General features: G+C 58.0%; 14 protein-coding genes and 2 tRNA genes. 7 read left to right on the top strand and 9 right to left on the bottom strand.

Going from position 1 to position 16,931, the window contains the following annotated elements; all coding sequences use genetic code 11:
* Both QZ534_RS17000 and dbpA read right to left on the bottom strand, forming a co-directional pair.
* Positions 1-120, bottom strand: a 120-nt coding sequence (locus tag QZ534_RS17000) for an OadG family transporter subunit (protein ID WP_366935828.1), incomplete at its 3' end; no start/stop codon positions are given.
* A gap of 225 nt (positions 121-345) precedes the next feature.
* Complete coding sequence (gene dbpA / locus QZ534_RS16995; protein ID WP_296936157.1) at positions 346-1,719, bottom strand: ATP-dependent RNA helicase DbpA; 1,374 nt, start codon at positions 1,717-1,719, stop codon at positions 346-348.
* 104 nt (positions 1,720-1,823) lie between these two features.
* Here dbpA and QZ534_RS16990 point away from each other — a divergent pair, with 104 nt between their 5' ends.
* On the top strand, positions 1,824-2,360 hold the full coding sequence (locus tag QZ534_RS16990) for a DUF2058 domain-containing protein (protein WP_022991727.1): 537 nt from the start codon (positions 1,824-1,826) through the stop codon (positions 2,358-2,360).
* Between the two features lie 99 nt (positions 2,361-2,459).
* Here the strand turns inward: QZ534_RS16990 and QZ534_RS16985 are convergent.
* From QZ534_RS16985 to alaS, 5 genes are all read right to left on the bottom strand, one after another.
* Positions 2,460-2,536 (bottom strand) — tRNA-Arg (locus QZ534_RS16985).
* Between the two features lie 63 nt (positions 2,537-2,599).
* A tRNA-Ser gene (locus tag QZ534_RS16980) sits at positions 2,600-2,689 on the bottom strand.
* 126 nt (positions 2,690-2,815) lie between these two features.
* Positions 2,816-3,013, bottom strand: coding sequence for a carbon storage regulator CsrA (gene csrA, locus QZ534_RS16975; RefSeq protein WP_008172808.1), 198 nt, complete (start codon positions 3,011-3,013; stop codon positions 2,816-2,818).
* A gap of 189 nt (positions 3,014-3,202) precedes the next feature.
* The gene (locus QZ534_RS16970; protein ID WP_296936151.1) at positions 3,203-4,441 is read right to left on the bottom strand and encodes an aspartate kinase; all 1,239 of its coding nucleotides are present in this window, start codon (positions 4,439-4,441) and stop codon (positions 3,203-3,205) included.
* A gap of 105 nt (positions 4,442-4,546) precedes the next feature.
* Entirely contained in the window at positions 4,547-7,177 is a 2,631-nt protein-coding gene (alaS, locus tag QZ534_RS16965) for an alanine--tRNA ligase (protein ID WP_296936150.1), read from the bottom strand.
* Positions 7,178-7,318: 141 nt separating this feature from the next.
* On the opposite strand from alaS, the gene QZ534_RS16960 reads away from it, so the two are divergent.
* Positions 7,319-7,873, top strand: coding sequence for an RDD family protein (locus tag QZ534_RS16960; protein ID WP_296936148.1), 555 nt, complete (start codon positions 7,319-7,321; stop codon positions 7,871-7,873).
* 24 nt (positions 7,874-7,897) lie between these two features.
* On the opposite strand, the gene lptG is transcribed toward QZ534_RS16960, so the two are convergent.
* The gene (gene lptG / locus QZ534_RS16955; RefSeq protein ID WP_296936146.1) at positions 7,898-8,959 is read right to left on the bottom strand and encodes an LPS export ABC transporter permease LptG; all 1,062 of its coding nucleotides are present in this window, start codon (positions 8,957-8,959) and stop codon (positions 7,898-7,900) included.
* Positions 8,946-10,055, bottom strand: a complete 1,110-nt coding sequence (gene lptF, locus QZ534_RS16950) for an LPS export ABC transporter permease LptF (protein ID WP_296936145.1) — start codon at positions 10,053-10,055, stop codon at positions 8,946-8,948. Before lptF ends, lptG begins: the two co-directional genes overlap by 14 nt.
* Positions 10,056-10,297: 242 nt before the next feature.
* Between lptF and QZ534_RS16945 the strand changes: the two genes are divergently transcribed.
* From QZ534_RS16945 to QZ534_RS16925, 5 genes are all read left to right on the top strand, one after another.
* Positions 10,298-11,791, top strand: coding sequence for a leucyl aminopeptidase (locus QZ534_RS16945; RefSeq protein ID WP_296936143.1), 1,494 nt, complete (start codon positions 10,298-10,300; stop codon positions 11,789-11,791).
* Positions 11,778-12,293 (top strand): DNA polymerase III subunit chi, encoded by a 516-nt coding sequence (locus QZ534_RS16940; RefSeq protein WP_296936142.1) that lies wholly within the window; start codon positions 11,778-11,780, stop codon positions 12,291-12,293. The genes QZ534_RS16945 and QZ534_RS16940 overlap by 14 nt, the downstream gene beginning before the upstream one ends.
* Positions 12,294-12,604: 311 nt before the next feature.
* Entirely contained in the window at positions 12,605-15,457 is a 2,853-nt protein-coding gene (locus tag QZ534_RS16935) for a valine--tRNA ligase (RefSeq protein WP_296936140.1), read from the top strand.
* 5 nt (positions 15,458-15,462) lie between these two features.
* Entirely contained in the window at positions 15,463-16,356 is an 894-nt protein-coding gene (locus QZ534_RS16930) for a 2-dehydropantoate 2-reductase (RefSeq protein WP_296936138.1), read from the top strand.
* Between the two features lie 13 nt (positions 16,357-16,369).
* Positions 16,370-16,927, top strand: a complete 558-nt coding sequence (locus tag QZ534_RS16925; protein ID WP_296936136.1) for a cob(I)yrinic acid a,c-diamide adenosyltransferase — start codon at positions 16,370-16,372, stop codon at positions 16,925-16,927.
* Positions 16,928-16,931: the final 4 nt, after the last annotated feature.

The following is a 16,931-nucleotide window of genomic DNA, read 5'->3' as shown; positions in this document are numbered from 1 at the left end:
AAACCGCAGGATGATTTTGGACATCAGGCCGGTCGCGAATACCAGAATAATCAGGAACACGAACACGAAGCCCATGCCGGCAATCATCAAGTCTACGGCTTGTGACATCAGGTCATTCATATCGAACAGCTACCTGTATTGGTTTGTTGATTTCCCCGTACTGCCCGACAAACCACCACTAAAACTAAAGTCTAATGGCCCGGCGGAACAATTCGGGAGGCAAAATCCTGCGTAATTTACCGTTTTCAATGACCAGGAGCAACCTGAAGCACGCGTTTCTATAGGGACTTTCCGAGCGTCCCGGCCTGAAATGACAGCTGCTGAGACAATCTCACCCAGCTCTAATCATGCATATCTAACCCGGAATTTCCGGCCTTTCACCTTGCCTTTCTCCAGCCGCGCCAGCGCCTGGGACGCCCATCGGGATTCAACCGCCACGAAGCACTGAAAATCGAACAGGTCGATTTTGCCAACGGCAGCGCCGGGAATACCGGCCTCGCCGGTGAGAGCTCCCATCACGTCGCCAGGGCGCACCTTGTCTTTGCGGCCGCCAGCCAGGCACAGCGTTTTCATGGCCGGCATAACCGGGCGCAACGCCTCCGCCAGCAACGCTTCGGTATCGCCCCACAACACCGGCTCGCCCCGCTCCGCTTCCAGGCGCGTAATCTTGTGGCCCTGGCGCGGAGTGCAAAGAGTAACCGCATGCCCCTGCTCGCCTGCCCGGCCGGTACGGCCCACCCGATGGGTGTGTACCTCGGGATCCCGCGCAGGCTCGGCATTGATGACCAGTGGTAGCCCTTTGATGTCGAGCCCCCTTGCCGCCACATCGGTAGCCACCAGAACCGTACAACTCTGGTTGGCAAATCGAACCAGAGCGCTGTCCCGTTCACGCTGGTCCAGATCGCCGTGTAGCGACAACGCCGAAAAGCCGAGACGACCCAGTTCATCCGACAGCTCATCACAGTCCCGCTTGGTGGTACAGAACACCAGAGACGACACCGGCTGAAAACGGGAAAGCAGTGCTGCCACGGCCGCCGCCCGCTGGTCCGGCTGGATTTCGTAAAAGGATTCTTCAATGGTGATGGTGGCCGCTTTTGATTCCACCCGCACGTCTTCCGGCTTGCTCTGGAATTGCTCACTCAGCTTTCTGATGGCCGGCGGCCAGGTGGCGGAGAACAGCAGCGTCTGCCTGCCACCGGGGGCTTGGGAGACGATGCTGGTGACCACCTCCTCGAACCCCATATCCAGCATACGGTCCGCCTCGTCCAGCACCAGCACTTTCAAGCCATCCAGCGAAAGCGTACCTTTGCGCAGGTGGTCATCTACCCGGCCAGGTGTGCCCACGACGATATGAGCACCATGGCTGAGCGACCCGATCTGGGGGCCGATAGGCACACCACCACACAACGTCAGCACCTTCACGTTATCTTTGGCCCGTGCCAACTCTCGCAACGCTTTGGCCACTTGATCCGCCAGTTCCCGGGTGGGACAAAGAACAAGACTCTGAACCTGGAAGCGTCGCGGATCGATGGTCTCGATAATCGGTATCCCGAACGCCGCTGTCTTGCCGCTGCCGGTTTGCGCCATGGCAATCACGTCCTTGCCCGCCAACGCAAGCGGAACCGCCTCTGCCTGAACCGGCGTAGGTTGCTGGTAACCCAATTGATCAAGATTGGCCTGCATGGCCGCGGAAAGACCAAGCGCTTTAAAAGATGACATAGAAAAATCCGTGGGGTGGGTTGTGATGGGTTATTGAGAGAATGCTGACGGCGTATACTTAACGTTTGATTGCACCAGTTTATCATGAATTCACGGAGTCGCTGATGGCCTCACTGCAGGAACAGTTATTAAAGGCCGGGCTGGCCGACGAAAAGAAAGCCCGGGAAGTACGAAATGAAAAACGAAAACAGAGAAAGCAACAGCCCAAAGGCGCCACGACTGTAAACGAAGCCGAAGAGCGCGCCCGCAAGGCTCGCCAGGAAAAGGCCGAGCGGGATCGGCAGCTCAACCTCGAGCGCAAGAAAGAGGCTGAGAAAAAGGCGATTCAGGCACAGATTCGGCAGCTGATTGAAACCAATCGCCTGGACCGGAGCCGCGGCGAAACCTCCTACCAGTTTGTCGACGGCAAGAAGATCAAGAAGATTCTGGTGAACGACCAGATGGTGGACCAACTCTCTCGCGGCCGTCTGGCCATTGTGGCGCTGGGTGACCACTATGAGATCGTCCCGGACAGGGTGGCCCGCAAGATTATGGAGCGCGATGAGAGCGCGATCATCTCAATGCATGATCGTAAACAGGATGACGCAGGCGAAGACGACCCGTATGCAGGGTATGAAATCCCCGACGATTTGATGTGGTAAAGACAATAAAAAACCCCGCACAAGGCGGGGTTTTTTATTTTGTATAGCAAAACGCCTCAGCCTGTGGGGTACACAAACTGAGGCGCTTTGACTTTAATATGGCGCGGCTGGGAGGATTCGAACCTCCGACCGCCTGGTTCGTAGCCAGGTACTCTATCCAGCTGAGCTACAGCCGCACATTGATCACTTGCTGTGGTTGAATGCTACCTCAACCTGTCTCGCCTTTCCTGGAAGGAAAATGGCGGAGAGGGAGGGATTCGAACCCTCGGTACGATTGCTCGTACGGTTCCTTAGCAGGGAACTGGTTTCAGCCACTCACCCACCTCTCCTTGAGAACGGGGCGTATACTACCATAATTTTTCTGTTTTCATAGGGTTGACACGAGATTTTTCAGGCTCGTTTCAACCCACCATCAAAAAAGCCGTTCAGGTTTCCCATGAACGGCTTTCTGTCTCTCAGCTGTTGCCGGGCTCCGGCTCTTCAGAGCCTTTTTCCGACTGAATACGCTGGTAGATTTCTTCACGGTGTACCGCGACTTCTTTCGGGGCGTTCACGCCAATGCGCACCTGATTGCCCTTTACTCCCAGGACGGTGACGGTTATATCGTCGCCGACCATCAGCGTTTCGCCCACGCGGCGAGTCAAAATCAACATATCCCTTACTCCCTATCCAGAGCTACCTGTTCCGATAAATGGTTTTTTGATCTATTTATTGCTTTTATAGTGGGATCACTTACTGATCTGTAGACGCACATTCCCTTATACGGTTCAGGTTTGTCATAGGCTCAGTATATGATGCCCTTTTTTCGGAGGCCCCGCAGACCGACCTTTTATCTGCGGTTTTCAGGCCTCGTCCGATACCGCGGGCTTGTCCAGTTCAAATGCACTGTGAAGCGCACGAACCGCAAGCTCAAGGTATTTCTCATCGATCACCACGGAAATCTTGATTTCTGATGTGGAGATCATCTGGATATTGATGCCTTCGTTAGACAGCGCCTCAAACATCTGGGTTGCAACGCCGGCGTGGGAGCGCATACCAACCCCTACGATACTGACCTTGGCAATCTTGCTGTCGCCAGCCACTTCACGGGCTCCGAGTTCATCCGCAACGCGCTGAAGTACTTCCTTTGCACGTTTGAAATCATTGCGATGGACGGTGAACGTAAAGGCAGTGCGGTTATCCTCGCCCACGTTCTGTACGATCATATCCACTTCAATATTGGCGTCGCTCACCGGTTTCAGAATACGCAACGCGCTGCCCGGAGTATCTGGTACTCCCGCAATGGTCAGTTTGGCTTCATCACGGTTAAAAGCGATGCCGGAAACAACCGGTTGTTCCATGGCGTTTTCATCCTCAAGAGTAATCAGGGTGCCTTCACCTTCCTGGAAGCTGGAAAGAACCCTTAATGGAACGTTGTATTTACCTGCAAATTCTACCGAGCGGATCTGGAGCACCTTTGAGCCCAGGCTGGCCATCTCGAGCATTTCCTCGAACGTGATCCGTTCAAGCCTGCGCGCGCTGTCGACCACCCTTGGGTCGGTTGTATAGACCCCGTCCACGTCAGTATAGATCTGGCATTCATCTGCTCTGAGCGCTGCTGCAAGAGCCACCGCCGTGGTGTCGGAACCACCCCGCCCGAGAGTGGTGATGTTTCCACTTTCGTCGATGCCCTGGAATCCGGCAACCACCACCACACGGCCCGCATCCAGATCTTCACGCATGCGCTGCTCATCAATCTGTTTGATCCGCGCCTTGGTGTGGCTGCTGTCAGTCAGGATTCGCACCTGTGAGCCGGTGTAGGAACGCGCTTCACAGCCGCGCTTCTGCAACGCCATGGACAGGAGCGCGATGGTTACCTGCTCACCGGTAGACACCAGCACGTCCATCTCACGCGGTGTCGGCTCCTCCATGATGTCGTTCGCCAGGGCGATCAGCCGGTTGGTTTCACCGCTCATGGCGGAAACCACCACAACAACATCATGACCTTCCTTCCGAAAACGGCAGACCTTATCGGCCACCGCTTCAATGCGTTCGGTTGTTCCAACCGACGTGCCACCAAATTTCTGAACCAACAGAGCCATTATTTTCCCAATATCCGAAACGGGGACTCACAGCGGAGCATTGCTCCGCCAATTAGAAGAAACGGGCGGGATTATAAACCCCGGCCCGCACACAAAAACAGTTGCTTAAGCGATATTTTTCTCGACCCAACCGGCGACACCTGCCAGCGCTTCCTCAAGCTTGGACGGATCGTTGCCCCCGCCCTGAGCCATATCGGGCCGACCCCCGCCCTTGCCGTCGACCTGGGCGGCGAGATGTTTCATCAGATCGCCCGCTTTGATCCGCCCTGTGGCGGACTTGGTGACACCGGCAACCAGAGTTACCTTGCCATCTTCCACGCTGGCAAGAACCACAACACCCTCGCCCAGCTTGTTCTTCAACTGATCGGCCGTTTCCATCAGGGCCTTGCGGTCAGCGCCTTCCAGTTCCGAAGCCACTACCTTGAGCCCGGCCACGTCAACGGCCGTGCTGGCCAGATCGGTGCCAGCCGAGGAAGCAAGTTTTGCCTTCAGGGCATCCACTTCCTTCTCAAGCTGACGATTGCGGTCAATCGTCTGCTGAACCTTTTCAATGACCGACTCGCGAGAGCCTTTCACCAGGCGGGCCGCCTCGCGAAGGGTACGCTCGGTGCCGTCTATCCAGTCCAGCGCGCCCATACCCGTAACCGCCTCGATGCGGCGCACGCCGGATGAAATGCCACTTTCAGAAGTGATACGGAAAAGCCCGATATCGCCGGTGCGCGAAACATGGGTACCGCCGCAGAGCTCTACAGAATAGTTATCGGTACCCATGCTGAGCACCCGGACAACATCCCCGTATTTTTCCCCGAACAATGCCATGGCGCCCTTCTCCTGGGCCTTTTCCATGTCGGTAATCTCGGTCTGCACCGGGCTGTTTTCCAGAATCTGCTCATTAACCTGGCGCTCGATCTCACGGAGCTGTTCCGGAGTAACGGCCTCGAAGTGAGAGAAATCGAAACGCAGTTTGTCCGGATCCACCAGCGAACCCTTCTGGGTCACGTGTTCACCCAACACCTTGCGCAAGGCCGCATGCAGCAAGTGGGTGGCGGAGTGGTTACGCTTGGTGCGCTCACGGCGGGCGTGATCAATCCGCGCATCGACTTCCAGCCCCGGGAACAGTTCACCCTCGATCAGGGTGCCCAGGTGCAGGTGGTTATCACCTTCCTTACGCGTATCCGTTACCTTGAACCGGCCACCGCTCCATGTCAGCAGGCCGGTATCGCCGACCTGGCCACCGGACTCGGCATAGAACGGCGTGCGTTCAAGCACCACAACGGCCTCGTCACCGGCTTCTGCGGTCTTTTCCTCGCCGTTGACGATGACTGCACGGATTTTCTCGTGGCCATCGATATGTTCGTAACCGGTAAACTCGGTCTTACCTTCCAGCTGCAAGCCGGCGGCGTTGTAGTCGATACCGAACTTGCTGGCTGCACGGGCGCGCTCGCGCTGACCTTCCATGGCCTTTTCATACCCTTCGTAATCCAGCGTCAGGCCTCGTTCGCGGGCAATGTCGTTGGTCAGGTCAACCGGGAAACCATAGGTGTCGTAAAGCGTGAAGATGGTCTCGCCCGGAATCTCGGTGCCCTTGAGTTCGGCAATGTCCTGCTCAAGCAGACGCAAGCCCTTGTCCAGCGTCTTGGCAAACTGCTCTTCTTCCTGCAGCAACACCTTTTCAATCTGCTTGCGGCTGCTAACCAGCTGCGGGAAGGCTTCGCCCATGAGCTCGCACAAAGCGCCGGTGAGCTTGTAGAAGAATGGTTCGGTGGCACCCAGCTTGTTGCCATGACGAGCCGCGCGGCGAATGATCCGGCGCAGCACGAAACCGCGGCCTTCGTTGGAGGGCATCACGCCGTCGGCGATCAGGAAAGCGCAGGAGCGGATGTGATCGGCGACAACGCGCAGGGACGCTTCCGTGGTCGCGGCACCGCCCAGAACCTGAGAGGCGGCTGCCAACAGATCCTGGAAAAGATCAATCTCATAGTTGCTGTGCACACCCTGCAAAACAGCGGTGATTCGCTCGAGCCCCATGCCGGTGTCGACAGATGGCTTGGGCAGTTTCAGCATCTCACCGTCGGCGGTGCGATTGTACTGCATGAACACCACGTTCCAGATCTCGATGTAACGATCACCGTCCTCTTCCGGCGATCCGGGAGGACCGCCAGCAACGTCCGGCCCGTGATCGTAGAAGATCTCAGTACAGGGACCGCAGGGACCGGTGTCACCCATCTGCCAGAAGTTGTCAGAGGCGTAACGGCCGCCTTTGTTATCGCCAATGCGGACGATACGGTCGGCCGGCACGCCGATTTCCTTGTTCCAGATATCGAAAGCTTCGTCATCTTCGGCATAAACGGTTACCCAGAGTTTTTCCTGGGGCAGGTTCAGCCAGTTCTCGCCGGTAAGAAAGGTCCAGGCGTAGTTGATCGCTTCCCGCTTGAAGTAGTCGCCGAAACTGAAGTTGCCCAGCATCTCGAAGAAGGTGTGGTGACGGGCGGTGTAACCGACGTTTTCAAGATCGTTGTGCTTACCGCCAGCGCGGACACATTTCTGGGAGGAGGTTGCCCGGGTGTAGTCACGCTCTTCGCGGCCAAGAAACAGGTCCTTGAACTGGTTCATTCCCGCATTCGTAAACAACAATGTGGGGTCGTCCGCAGGTACCAGCGAACTACTTGGAACAATGGTGTGACCTTGCTGCTTGAAATAATCGAGGAATGCCTGTCGCAACTCTGCGGTTTTCATAGCCCTTTGATACCTTTCCAGAAACCCGGCGGAAATGCCGCCCGGTCCGCGATTGAATACGAATACTTACATGCGTGTGCAAATCCGCTACTCTAGCACACGCCGAGAACAGGAAAAACGTGAAACATCACAGGAGATTCCATGCCCCGACGCTTCCATGACGCCGAGGAACTATTCCCACCAGCCACCGCCCTCAAACGTGCCCTTGCCATTATCTACGACGGTTTGATCAGCATTGCCGTACTGCTTGTCGCTACCTGGGCATACACCATGGTGGCTGGCTGGGTTACCGGCTGGGACCGCTACGAGCAAATGGCCGAGGCAGGCCAGCTCTCTGGAGACCCCGGGCTTACGTTCACCCTGTTTCTGGTTCTTTACCTGTTCTTCGGCTATTTCTGGACCCGCATCGGCCAGACCCTGGGGATGCAGGTGTGGCGGATCCGCATTGAAAATATTGATGGCACGTCGGTGAGCTGGACCAAGGCACTCAGGCGCTATGTAACGGCGGCAGCGGTGATCTTCCTGACGCTACTGGGCAGTTACTATTTCGGAGGAGCCACCCTGTTTGTGAGCATCCCGGCTATTGTCGCGCTATTCTATCCGATCAATGGCCTTTCGGTTACGGATCGCCTGTCAGACAGCGTCGTTGTCTCGGTTCCAAAGGAAACCGCAACGAAAAAGCCTGCTGCGAAGTAATGGCAGGAGATCAGACCGGGCCCGTCAGCCGGCCCGGCGCATCAAGATAGCACCTACGACGGCATTTACTGCGATTGGCACCAGCACCGCCAGCATCGGGTTAAATCCGTAGACAAGACTCATGGGCCCCAGCAGATCCTGCATGTATTTGAAGAGCAGCCCCACCAACAGCCCTGTAAAAACGCGGAAACCCATGGTGACGGATCGCAACGGCCCGAAAATAAAGGATATGGCCACCAGCACCATTACAGCGGTACCCAGGGGCATCAGGGCCTTTTTCCAGAACGCCAGCCAGTAACGCGAGGCATTGAGATTTTGTTCGCCCAGATAGCGGGCGTAGGTGAACAAGCCCGTCATGGACAGATTTTCCGGCTTTACAATCAGAACACTCAAAACGCTCGGTGACAGGCCCGTTTCCCATCTCAAGGACTGGTTCTCGGAGCGGGTGGTTCTGTCGTCTTCGAACTCGGTGGTTCGAACCTTCTCCAGAAGCCAGTAATCGCCCTGATAGATAGCCCGTTCCGCAAAGCTCGCCGCCAGCAATTGTCTGTCGTCGTCAAACTGGAAGCGGGAAACACCGTGAAGCACCCCGTTGGGCTGCACCGCATTCAGATGAATATAGACGTTCCCTTCCTTGTGCCAGACCCCGGATGCCGACGCCACATTGGTACCCGCACCGAGCGCAACGGCTTTGTCGCTCTGCGCCACCCGCTCCGCCGGCGGAGCCACGTACTCGCCAATCAACACACCGAGGATGACCACCACCAGGGCCGGCTTCATGGCCGACCAGACAATACGTTTAAGTGAAACACCGGCAGCCCGGATCACCGTCAGCTCCGATGAACTGGCCATGGAACCCAGCCCCACCAGACAACCCATGAACGCGCCCAGCGGCAGATAGTCATAGATACGGCGAGGCAGGGTCAGAAAGACGTACCAGAGCGCTTCCAGCGTCTGGTAATTGTTCCGGGTATCCTCCAGCTCGGCGATGAAGGCGAAGATCAGGTCAAGCGAAAGCACCACAACCATAACGAGGAACATGGCGCCGCCGACGGTCCGCATTACATAGCCGTCAATCCTGCGCATGGGCAGCCCCCTCCCGCATCAGGCGCCTGCGATGCAGCCAGTCTGGGCCAAACTGCAGCCACAGACCAAAACCGATAAACAGGGCATGAACCCAGAGCATGCCGACCCACTCGGGAACCTTGCCCTCCGCCAGCCAGTCACGGGCAACAATCAGCAGGCCCAGATAGGTGATGTATACCAGCATGGCCGGAAGCAGATGAAAAAACCTGCCCTGGCGGGGATTTACCCGACTCAGGCGAACCGCCAGCAAGGTCACAACCGGGACAATCAGGGGCAGTGAAAGACGCCAGTGCAGTAAAGCACGATCTTCCAGCCGGTCTGATTGCATCAGGCTCCAGGTACTGGCCCCTTCCTCCAATTCCCGGGTTCCGGCCTGACCGCTCTCGATTTTCAGGCCGTAGGCCTCGAAATCAGTAGTGGTGTAATCCAGTTCACCAGCAGCACCCTCGAAGCGGCCACCTTCTTCAAGAATCAAAAAACGGCTTCCGGTTTCAGGGTCCACCAACTGGGAACCGGAATCGGCCGTGATAATGGTCAGCCCCTGACCGTTGTCAGCGTATTCTGCGATAAAGACGCCCTGCAGGCGGCGCTTGTCTTCGCTCAGACCTTCCGTGTAAGTCACACGCCCGCCCGAAGAGAAATCCTGGAAACGCCCCGGCGCCAACATCTCGAACTCAGTGGCCTTGCGCTGCTCGTTGAAGATTTCTTCAACCTGATTCATCCCCCAGGGCGACACGTAAAGACTCATCGCACCGACGATAATCATCACCGGCAGACTGCCCAGAAGGGTTTTACCCAACAAAGCCTTGTCGCTGACGCCACAGGCAAACAGTACCGTCATCTCGCTTTCAAGATACATCCGGCCGTAGGCAAGCAGAATTCCGATAAACAGACCCAGGGGCAGTATCAGCTCCAGAAATCCTGGAAAACGATAAGCCATGATCTCGAACAGGACACCGGCGGAGATGCTGCCCTGGGCGGCGCTGTCGAGGTATTTGAGGAAACGGCCACTCATGAACACCAGCAGCAGGATGCCGGAGACGGCAAGCATGCTGATCATGATCTGGCGTATGAGGTAACGGAAGATGATGCTCAAATCGGTCTCTCTGGCCGTATCCGTTGAAACGTGGAGGTCGCTGGGAACTGCGCGTATTCTATGTAACCTTGGTGCTGAATGACAGAGTAGCCGTATTACACCAACGTGAAGGCACGGGCCGGCGCGGAAGCCACGCCAATCGCTTGATAATTTCCCGGCAAGCCCCAATGCTAGACTAGATCACAATCAAGAACGATTCCCGCCGCAGGCGGGAGCCTCGTGAAAAATCAACAGGAGTTGCCATGAATTTCAGCCTGAGCAGTAAAGCCATCGCCAGTAGCAAAGCAGACTGCCTAGTAATCGGCTTGCCTGAAAAGGGCACCTGGCCAGATTCGACAAACCAGGCCGATGAGGCACTCGGCGGGCTGATCAAGACACTCCACAAAGCCGGCGACCTCACCGGTAAAAACGCCACTACCGTGACAGTTCCCCTGACTGACCAGCCATGGAGCCGCCTGCTCGTGGTTGGCACCGGCAAGGATACCGATCGCAGCCCGGCCAACTACCGCAAAGCGCTGATCGCGATGATGGCCGCGCTCAAGGACGGGCCGTCGAAAAGTGTCGTCATCGCCCTTGCAGACACCCCTGTAACCGGCGAAGAAGCTGTGAGTTCAGAAACAGCCCTTCTCAGCCTGATCGGCCGGACTCTTGAAGATCAGCTTTATACTTTCAGCGACTACAAGAGCGAAAAGCCCGCAGCACGAAAGCTCAACAAAGTCGTTGTTCATGCCTCCAGTGCTGGAAAGGCCCTCAAGGACGCCTTCAATCTCGGACTGGCCACCGGGCGTGGCATGAACCTGACCCGTGATCTCGGAAACACCCCGCCAAACATCTGCCATCCGGAGTGGCTGGCTCAGCAGGCCAAGAAACTGGCCAAGGACTACGACTGCATCAAGACCGAAGTGCTTGATGAGAAGCAGATGGAAAAGATGGGCATGAACACCATCCTGGCCGTCGGCAAAGGCAGTACCCAGCCCCCACGCCTGATTGTCATGGAATACCGCGGCGGCAAAGCCAAGGACAAACCCCATGTGCTCGTGGGTAAAGGCATCACCTTCGACACCGGCGGCATCAGCCTCAAGCCCGGCGAAGGCATGGACGAAATGAAGTACGACATGGGCGGCTCCGCCAGCGTCTTCGGCGCCATGAAAGTGCTCGCCGAGACTCAACCCAAGATCAACGTGGTGGCCGTCATCGCCGCGGCGGAGAACATGCCGGACGGCGGCGCGTCCCGCCCGGGCGACATCGTTACCACCTTGTCCGGCATGACGGTCGAAATCCTCAACACCGACGCCGAGGGCCGCCTGGTACTGTGCGACGCCCTCACCTACGTCAAGAAATTCGACCCGGCCGCCGTGATCGACCTGGCGACACTGACCGGTGCCTGCATCATTGCCCTTGGCAACCACGCCACCGGCCTGCTCGCCAACAACGACGATCTGGCCAACGAACTGCTGGCCGCCGGCGAACGTGCCGGTGACCGAGCCTGGCGCCTGCCGCTCTGGGACGAATACCAGAGCCAGCTCGACAGCAACTTCGCCGACATGGCCAACATCGGCGGCCGTCCCGCCGGTACCATTACCGCGGCCTGCTTCCTGTCCCGGTTCGCCAAGGACTACCGCTGGGCTCACCTGGACATCGCCGGCACCGCCTGGCATTCCGGCAAAGCCAAAGGCTCCTCAGGCCGTCCGGTCCCACTGCTGGTCGATTACCTGATGTCCCATGCCGGAAAATAACCCGGCGCCCTCTCCGGAACCCGGCAGCCTCGCTGCCGGCTCCTCCGGCCAGGAGGACCAGAACCAACGCTACTGGTTCCACATCCTCGCCCAGAACACCCCCGCAGCCCGCAACCTCCACGCCACCAAGCTCGTGGACAAAGCCTGGCAGCAGGGCGACCGCGTGTGCGTCGTCTGCGATACCATGCAACATGCAGAAGAACTGGACGACCTGCTCTGGAACTTCAGCCCGGACGCGTTTATCCCTCATAGCGTTGTCCCCGATTCCGCCACCACCTGCACCGATCCTGTCGGCATCCTGCTATGCCCGCCGGTCGCCGAAGACTGGGATACCGTGATCATTCTTTCGGCAACGCTGCCGGCGGATGCGGACCGATTTAAACGGCTGGCCCTGGTTGCCCATAACGACCCGAATGTTCTCAATCAGGCTCGGTCGCATTTCAAGCAGTTGCGGGCATTGGGGATTGAACCGCGGGTGCATGACCTCAGGAAGCGGGGATAGCCCGTGTCGGGTTACGCTTCGCTAACCCGACCTACGTGCTTTGCTGCCCTGCAAGCGAATTGCACATAGATAGAAAAGTGAGTTTGGGGAATGCTTTCCAAAACTGTTGAGGGCCAAGGACGGCCCGAAACAAGCGCACATGGATGTGCTCGTAGCGTGTTTTGGAAAGCATTCCCCGAACTCACCTGCACTAACTCCTCAGTCCTGAATCAAGAAGCCACCTCGAGGGTTCGCCGCAAACAGGGCGACCATGTATAATCGAGCGTCTCAATTTTCCCTTGTGAATCAACCAACGGTCACTGCAGAACCCCATGGAAAAAACCTACCAGCCAGAAAATATCGAGCGCCAGTGGTACGAAAACTGGGAATCCAAAGGGTACTTCCGCCCCAGCGGTGAAGGCCAGTCCTACAGCATCGCCATCCCGCCGCCCAACGTCACCGGCAGCCTGCACATGGGCCATGCGTTCCAGCACACCATCATGGACACCCTCACCCGCTTCAAGCGCATGCAGGGCCGTAACGCACTGTGGACCGTCGGTACCGACCACGCCGGCATCGCCACCCAAATGGTGGTTGAGCGCAAACTGGCAGCCGAAGAAGACAAAACCCGCCACGACCTCGGCCGGGAAGAGTTCATCAAGCGTATCTGGGACTGGAAAGAGCACTCGGGCGGCACCATCACCCGCCAGATCCGCCGTCTTGGCAACTCCGTGGACTGGGACAACGAACGCTTCACCATGGACGACGGCTTCTACAAGGCCGTACAGGAAGTGTTTATCCGCCTGTACGACGAAGGCCTGGTGTACCGCGGCAAGCGCCTGGTTAACTGGGACCCGAAACTGCATACCGCCATTTCCGACCTGGAAGTGGAAAACAAGGAAGAGAAAGGCTTTTTCTGGCATCTGCGCTACCCGCTGGCTGACGGCGTGCAGACCAAAGACGGCAAAGATTACCTGGTGGTGGCCACCACCCGTCCGGAAACCATGCTCGGCGACACCGCCGTGGCCGTGCACCCGGACGACGAGCGTTACCAGCATCTGATTGGCAAGCACGTGATGCTGCCCCTGGTGAATCGCCGGATCCCCATCGTTGCCGACCACCACGCCGACCCGGAGAAAGGCTCCGGCTGCGTGAAGATCACCCCGGCCCATGATTTCAACGACTACGCCGTCGGCAAGCGCAACAACCTGCCGATGGTCAACGTCATGACCCAGGATGCCAACATCCGGGACGTTGCCGAAGTGTTCAACGCCGACGGTACTGAAAACACCGAGCTCGACGGCACCATGCCGGGCGCCTACGCCGGTCTGACCCGCGAGGACGCACGCAAGCAGATCGTTGCTGACATGGAAGCCGAAGGACTGGTCGAGAACATCGAAGACCACGTACTCAGCGTTCCCCGGGGCGACCGCTCCGGCCTGATCATCGAGCCCATGCTCACCGACCAGTGGTTTGCTGATGCCAAGACCCTGGCCAAACCGGCTATTGAAGCCGTGGAAGACGGCCGAATCCAGTTCGTGCCCAAGCAGTACGAAAACATGTACTTTGCCTGGATGCGCGATATCCAGGATTGGTGTATTTCCCGCCAGCTCTGGTGGGGCCACCGCATTCCGGCCTGGTACGACGCCGACGGCAACATCTACGTGGGTCGCAGCGAGGAAGAAGTGCGCCAGAAGCATAATCTGTCCGCAGACGTTGCCCTGGAGCAGGATGAAGACGTTCTTGATACCTGGTTCAGCTCCGCCCTGTGGACCTTCGGCACCCTGGGCTGGCCGGAAATCACCGAACGGCTGAAGACTTTCCACCCCACCGACGTGCTGGTCACCGGCTTCGACATCATTTTCTTCTGGGTGGCCCGGATGATCATGATGACCATGCACTTCATGAAAAATGAAGACGGCACACCCCAGGTGCCCTTCCACACCGTGTACGTCACCGGCCTGATCCGCGACGAGCACGGCGACAAGATGTCCAAGTCCAAGGGCAACGTCATCGACCCCCTGGACATGATCGACGGCATCAGCCTGGATGACCTGTTGGAGAAGCGCACCGGCAACCTGATGCAGCCCAAGCTGGCGGAAAAGATCGGCAAGCGCACCAAAAAGGAATTCCCGGAGGGTATTACGGCCCACGGCACCGACGCCCTGCGCTTCACCCTGGCGGCCATGGCCACCACCGGTCGCGACATCAACTGGGATATGAAGCGCCTGGAAGGCTACCGTAACTTCTGCAACAAGCTCTGGAACGCCGCCCGCTACGTGCTGATGAACACCGAAGGCGAAGACTGTGGTGTGAATGACGAGCCGGTGGAGCTATCCCTGGCCGACCGCTGGATCATCAGCGAGCTGCAAAACTGCGAACAGGATGTAATCCGTTACCTGGACCAGTACCGCTTCGACCTGGCCGCCTACGCGCTTTACGAGTTCATCTGGAACGAATACTGCGACTGGTATCTGGAGCTCTCGAAGCCGGTTCTCAATGATGAAAGCGCCAGTGCCGAGGCCAAACGGGGCACCCGTCGAACCCTGGTACGCGTACTGGAAGCCGTCCTGCGACTGGCGCACCCGATGATGCCCTTCATCACCGAGGAAATCTGGCAGCGCATTGCGCCCCTGGCCGGCAAGACCGGCGACAGCATCATGCTGCAGGCCTACCCGCAGCCGGATGCCACCAAGCAGGACGCCGCGGTAACCGCCGATATCGAATGGCTGAAAGGCGTAATCGTGGCCGTGCGGAACATCCGGGGCGAAATGAACATTTCCCCGGCGAAGAAGATTCCGGTATTGCTGCGCGGCAAAGACGCCGACGATCAGCGTCGCATGAATGACAACCGCCAGTTCCTGAGCTCCCTGGCCAAGCTGGAGAGCCTGGACTGGTTCGACGGTGACAAAGCTCCGATGTCCGCCACCCAGCTGGTGGGAGAAATGGAAGTCCTGGTCCCCATGGCCGGCCTGATCGACAAGGACGCGGAACTCAAGCGCCTGGACAAGGAGCTGGAGCGTCTGCAGAAAGAGATTGGCCGCCTCGAAGGCAAGCTGGGGAACGAGAAGTTCACCGCCAAGGCCCCGGCCGAAGTGGTCGAGAAGGAACAGGAAAAACTCCGGGACGCCCAGAGCAGCCAGGCTCGCCTGAGCCAGCAAAGGGCCGATATCGAGGCCATGTAACCGGCATGATCGGTATTCTCGGTGCAGGCTCTCTGGGCAGGCTGTGGGGCGCGGTGCTACCGGTTGGTAGCGTTGCCTTCATTACAAGGCCTGGCGAGCCGACCGACACCGATCTCAGTTACCGCTTCCGATCTTTTGAGGGGCCGGAATCCGCCGTGCGGGTTCCGTTTCTCAAAGCCGGTGACGAGCCAGAGCTGATCCTGGTGACAACCAAGGCCGGTGACACCCTGAATGCCCTGGCAGGCGTGATCGACCAATTCCCCGTTGATATCCCCATCCTGCTTTTCCAGAACGGACTGGGCAGCCAGCAAGCCGTGGCAGCACGATGGCCAGAGCGCCCTATCCTGGCTGCCAGTACCACCGAGGGCGCCAATCGACCGGCGCCCGGGCTGCTCGTCCACGCCGGCACTGGCGATACCTGGGTTGGCCCGCTAACGGAGTCAGCCGGGCTCTGCGTCAACGGCGCGGTCGCCATTCTGGCGGACTCAGGCCTGGCGATCCATTCGGAGCCGGCCATCCTCCAGCGCCTCTGGCAGAAACTGATCATCAATGCCGGCATCAATCCCTACACGGCCCTCCTGAACTGCGCCAATGGCGAAATCCTGTCTGCACAGCTGTATCAGAACACCATCGACGAACTTTGCCGGGAACTGTCGGAGCTGATGAGCGCCGCTGTCCAGCTCAGGGAAACGCCGGAATCCCTGCGCCAGCGCATCGAACAGGTCGCCCGGAAAACCGCTGGCAACACCTCGTCCATGCGTGCCGATGTTCTCCGGAATCGCCCAACCGAGATAGACTTTATCAACGGATATCTGACAAAACTCGGAAAAGAACTCGGGATCGACACGCCAGTGAACCAAATGCTGACCGAACGGGTAAAACAACTGTCGTCACATTAACAGGAGCAGACTGATGGGCAACCGCCTTTCCAAGATTTACACCCGTACCGGAGATGATGGCTCCACGGGTCTGGCTGACGGCAATCGCATTGCCAAGAATGCCCAGCGGGTTGAAGCCATGGGCACCGCCGATGAGCTGAATTGTCATATCGGGCTTTTGATTGAAACCCTGGACAGCGATGACGAACTGGTGGAAAGCCTTCGGCGTATCCAGCACCACCTGTTTGACCTTGGGGGCGAGTTTGCCATTCCCGGCAGCCGGGTCATTGGCGACGAACATATCGAATGGCTGGAAGGCACCCTGGATCGGCACAATGAAGGCCTGCCCCCGCTGAAGAATTTTGTACTGCCTGGCGGTAGTCCCGGTGCCGCCCAGTGCCACCTAGCCCGGGCAGTATGCCGCCGTGCAGAGCGGGTTGTCGTTGCCCTTGGCCACGAAGACTCCATCAACACCGCCTCACGGCACTATTTGAACCGGCTCTCTGATCTGTTGTTTGTTATTGCGCGCGTGCTGGCCCGACGCGAGGATGGCGAAGAAATTCTCTGGGAACAAAAGAAATCCGGCCTCTGAGGGC

Origin of the sequence: uncultured Marinobacter sp. (genome assembly GCF_913055835.1) — a bacterium.
Lineage (GTDB): Bacteria > Pseudomonadota > Gammaproteobacteria > Pseudomonadales > Oleiphilaceae > Marinobacter.
Note: the sequence above shows the minus strand (reverse complement) of the source record. Positions and strands in the feature narration are given on the sequence as shown.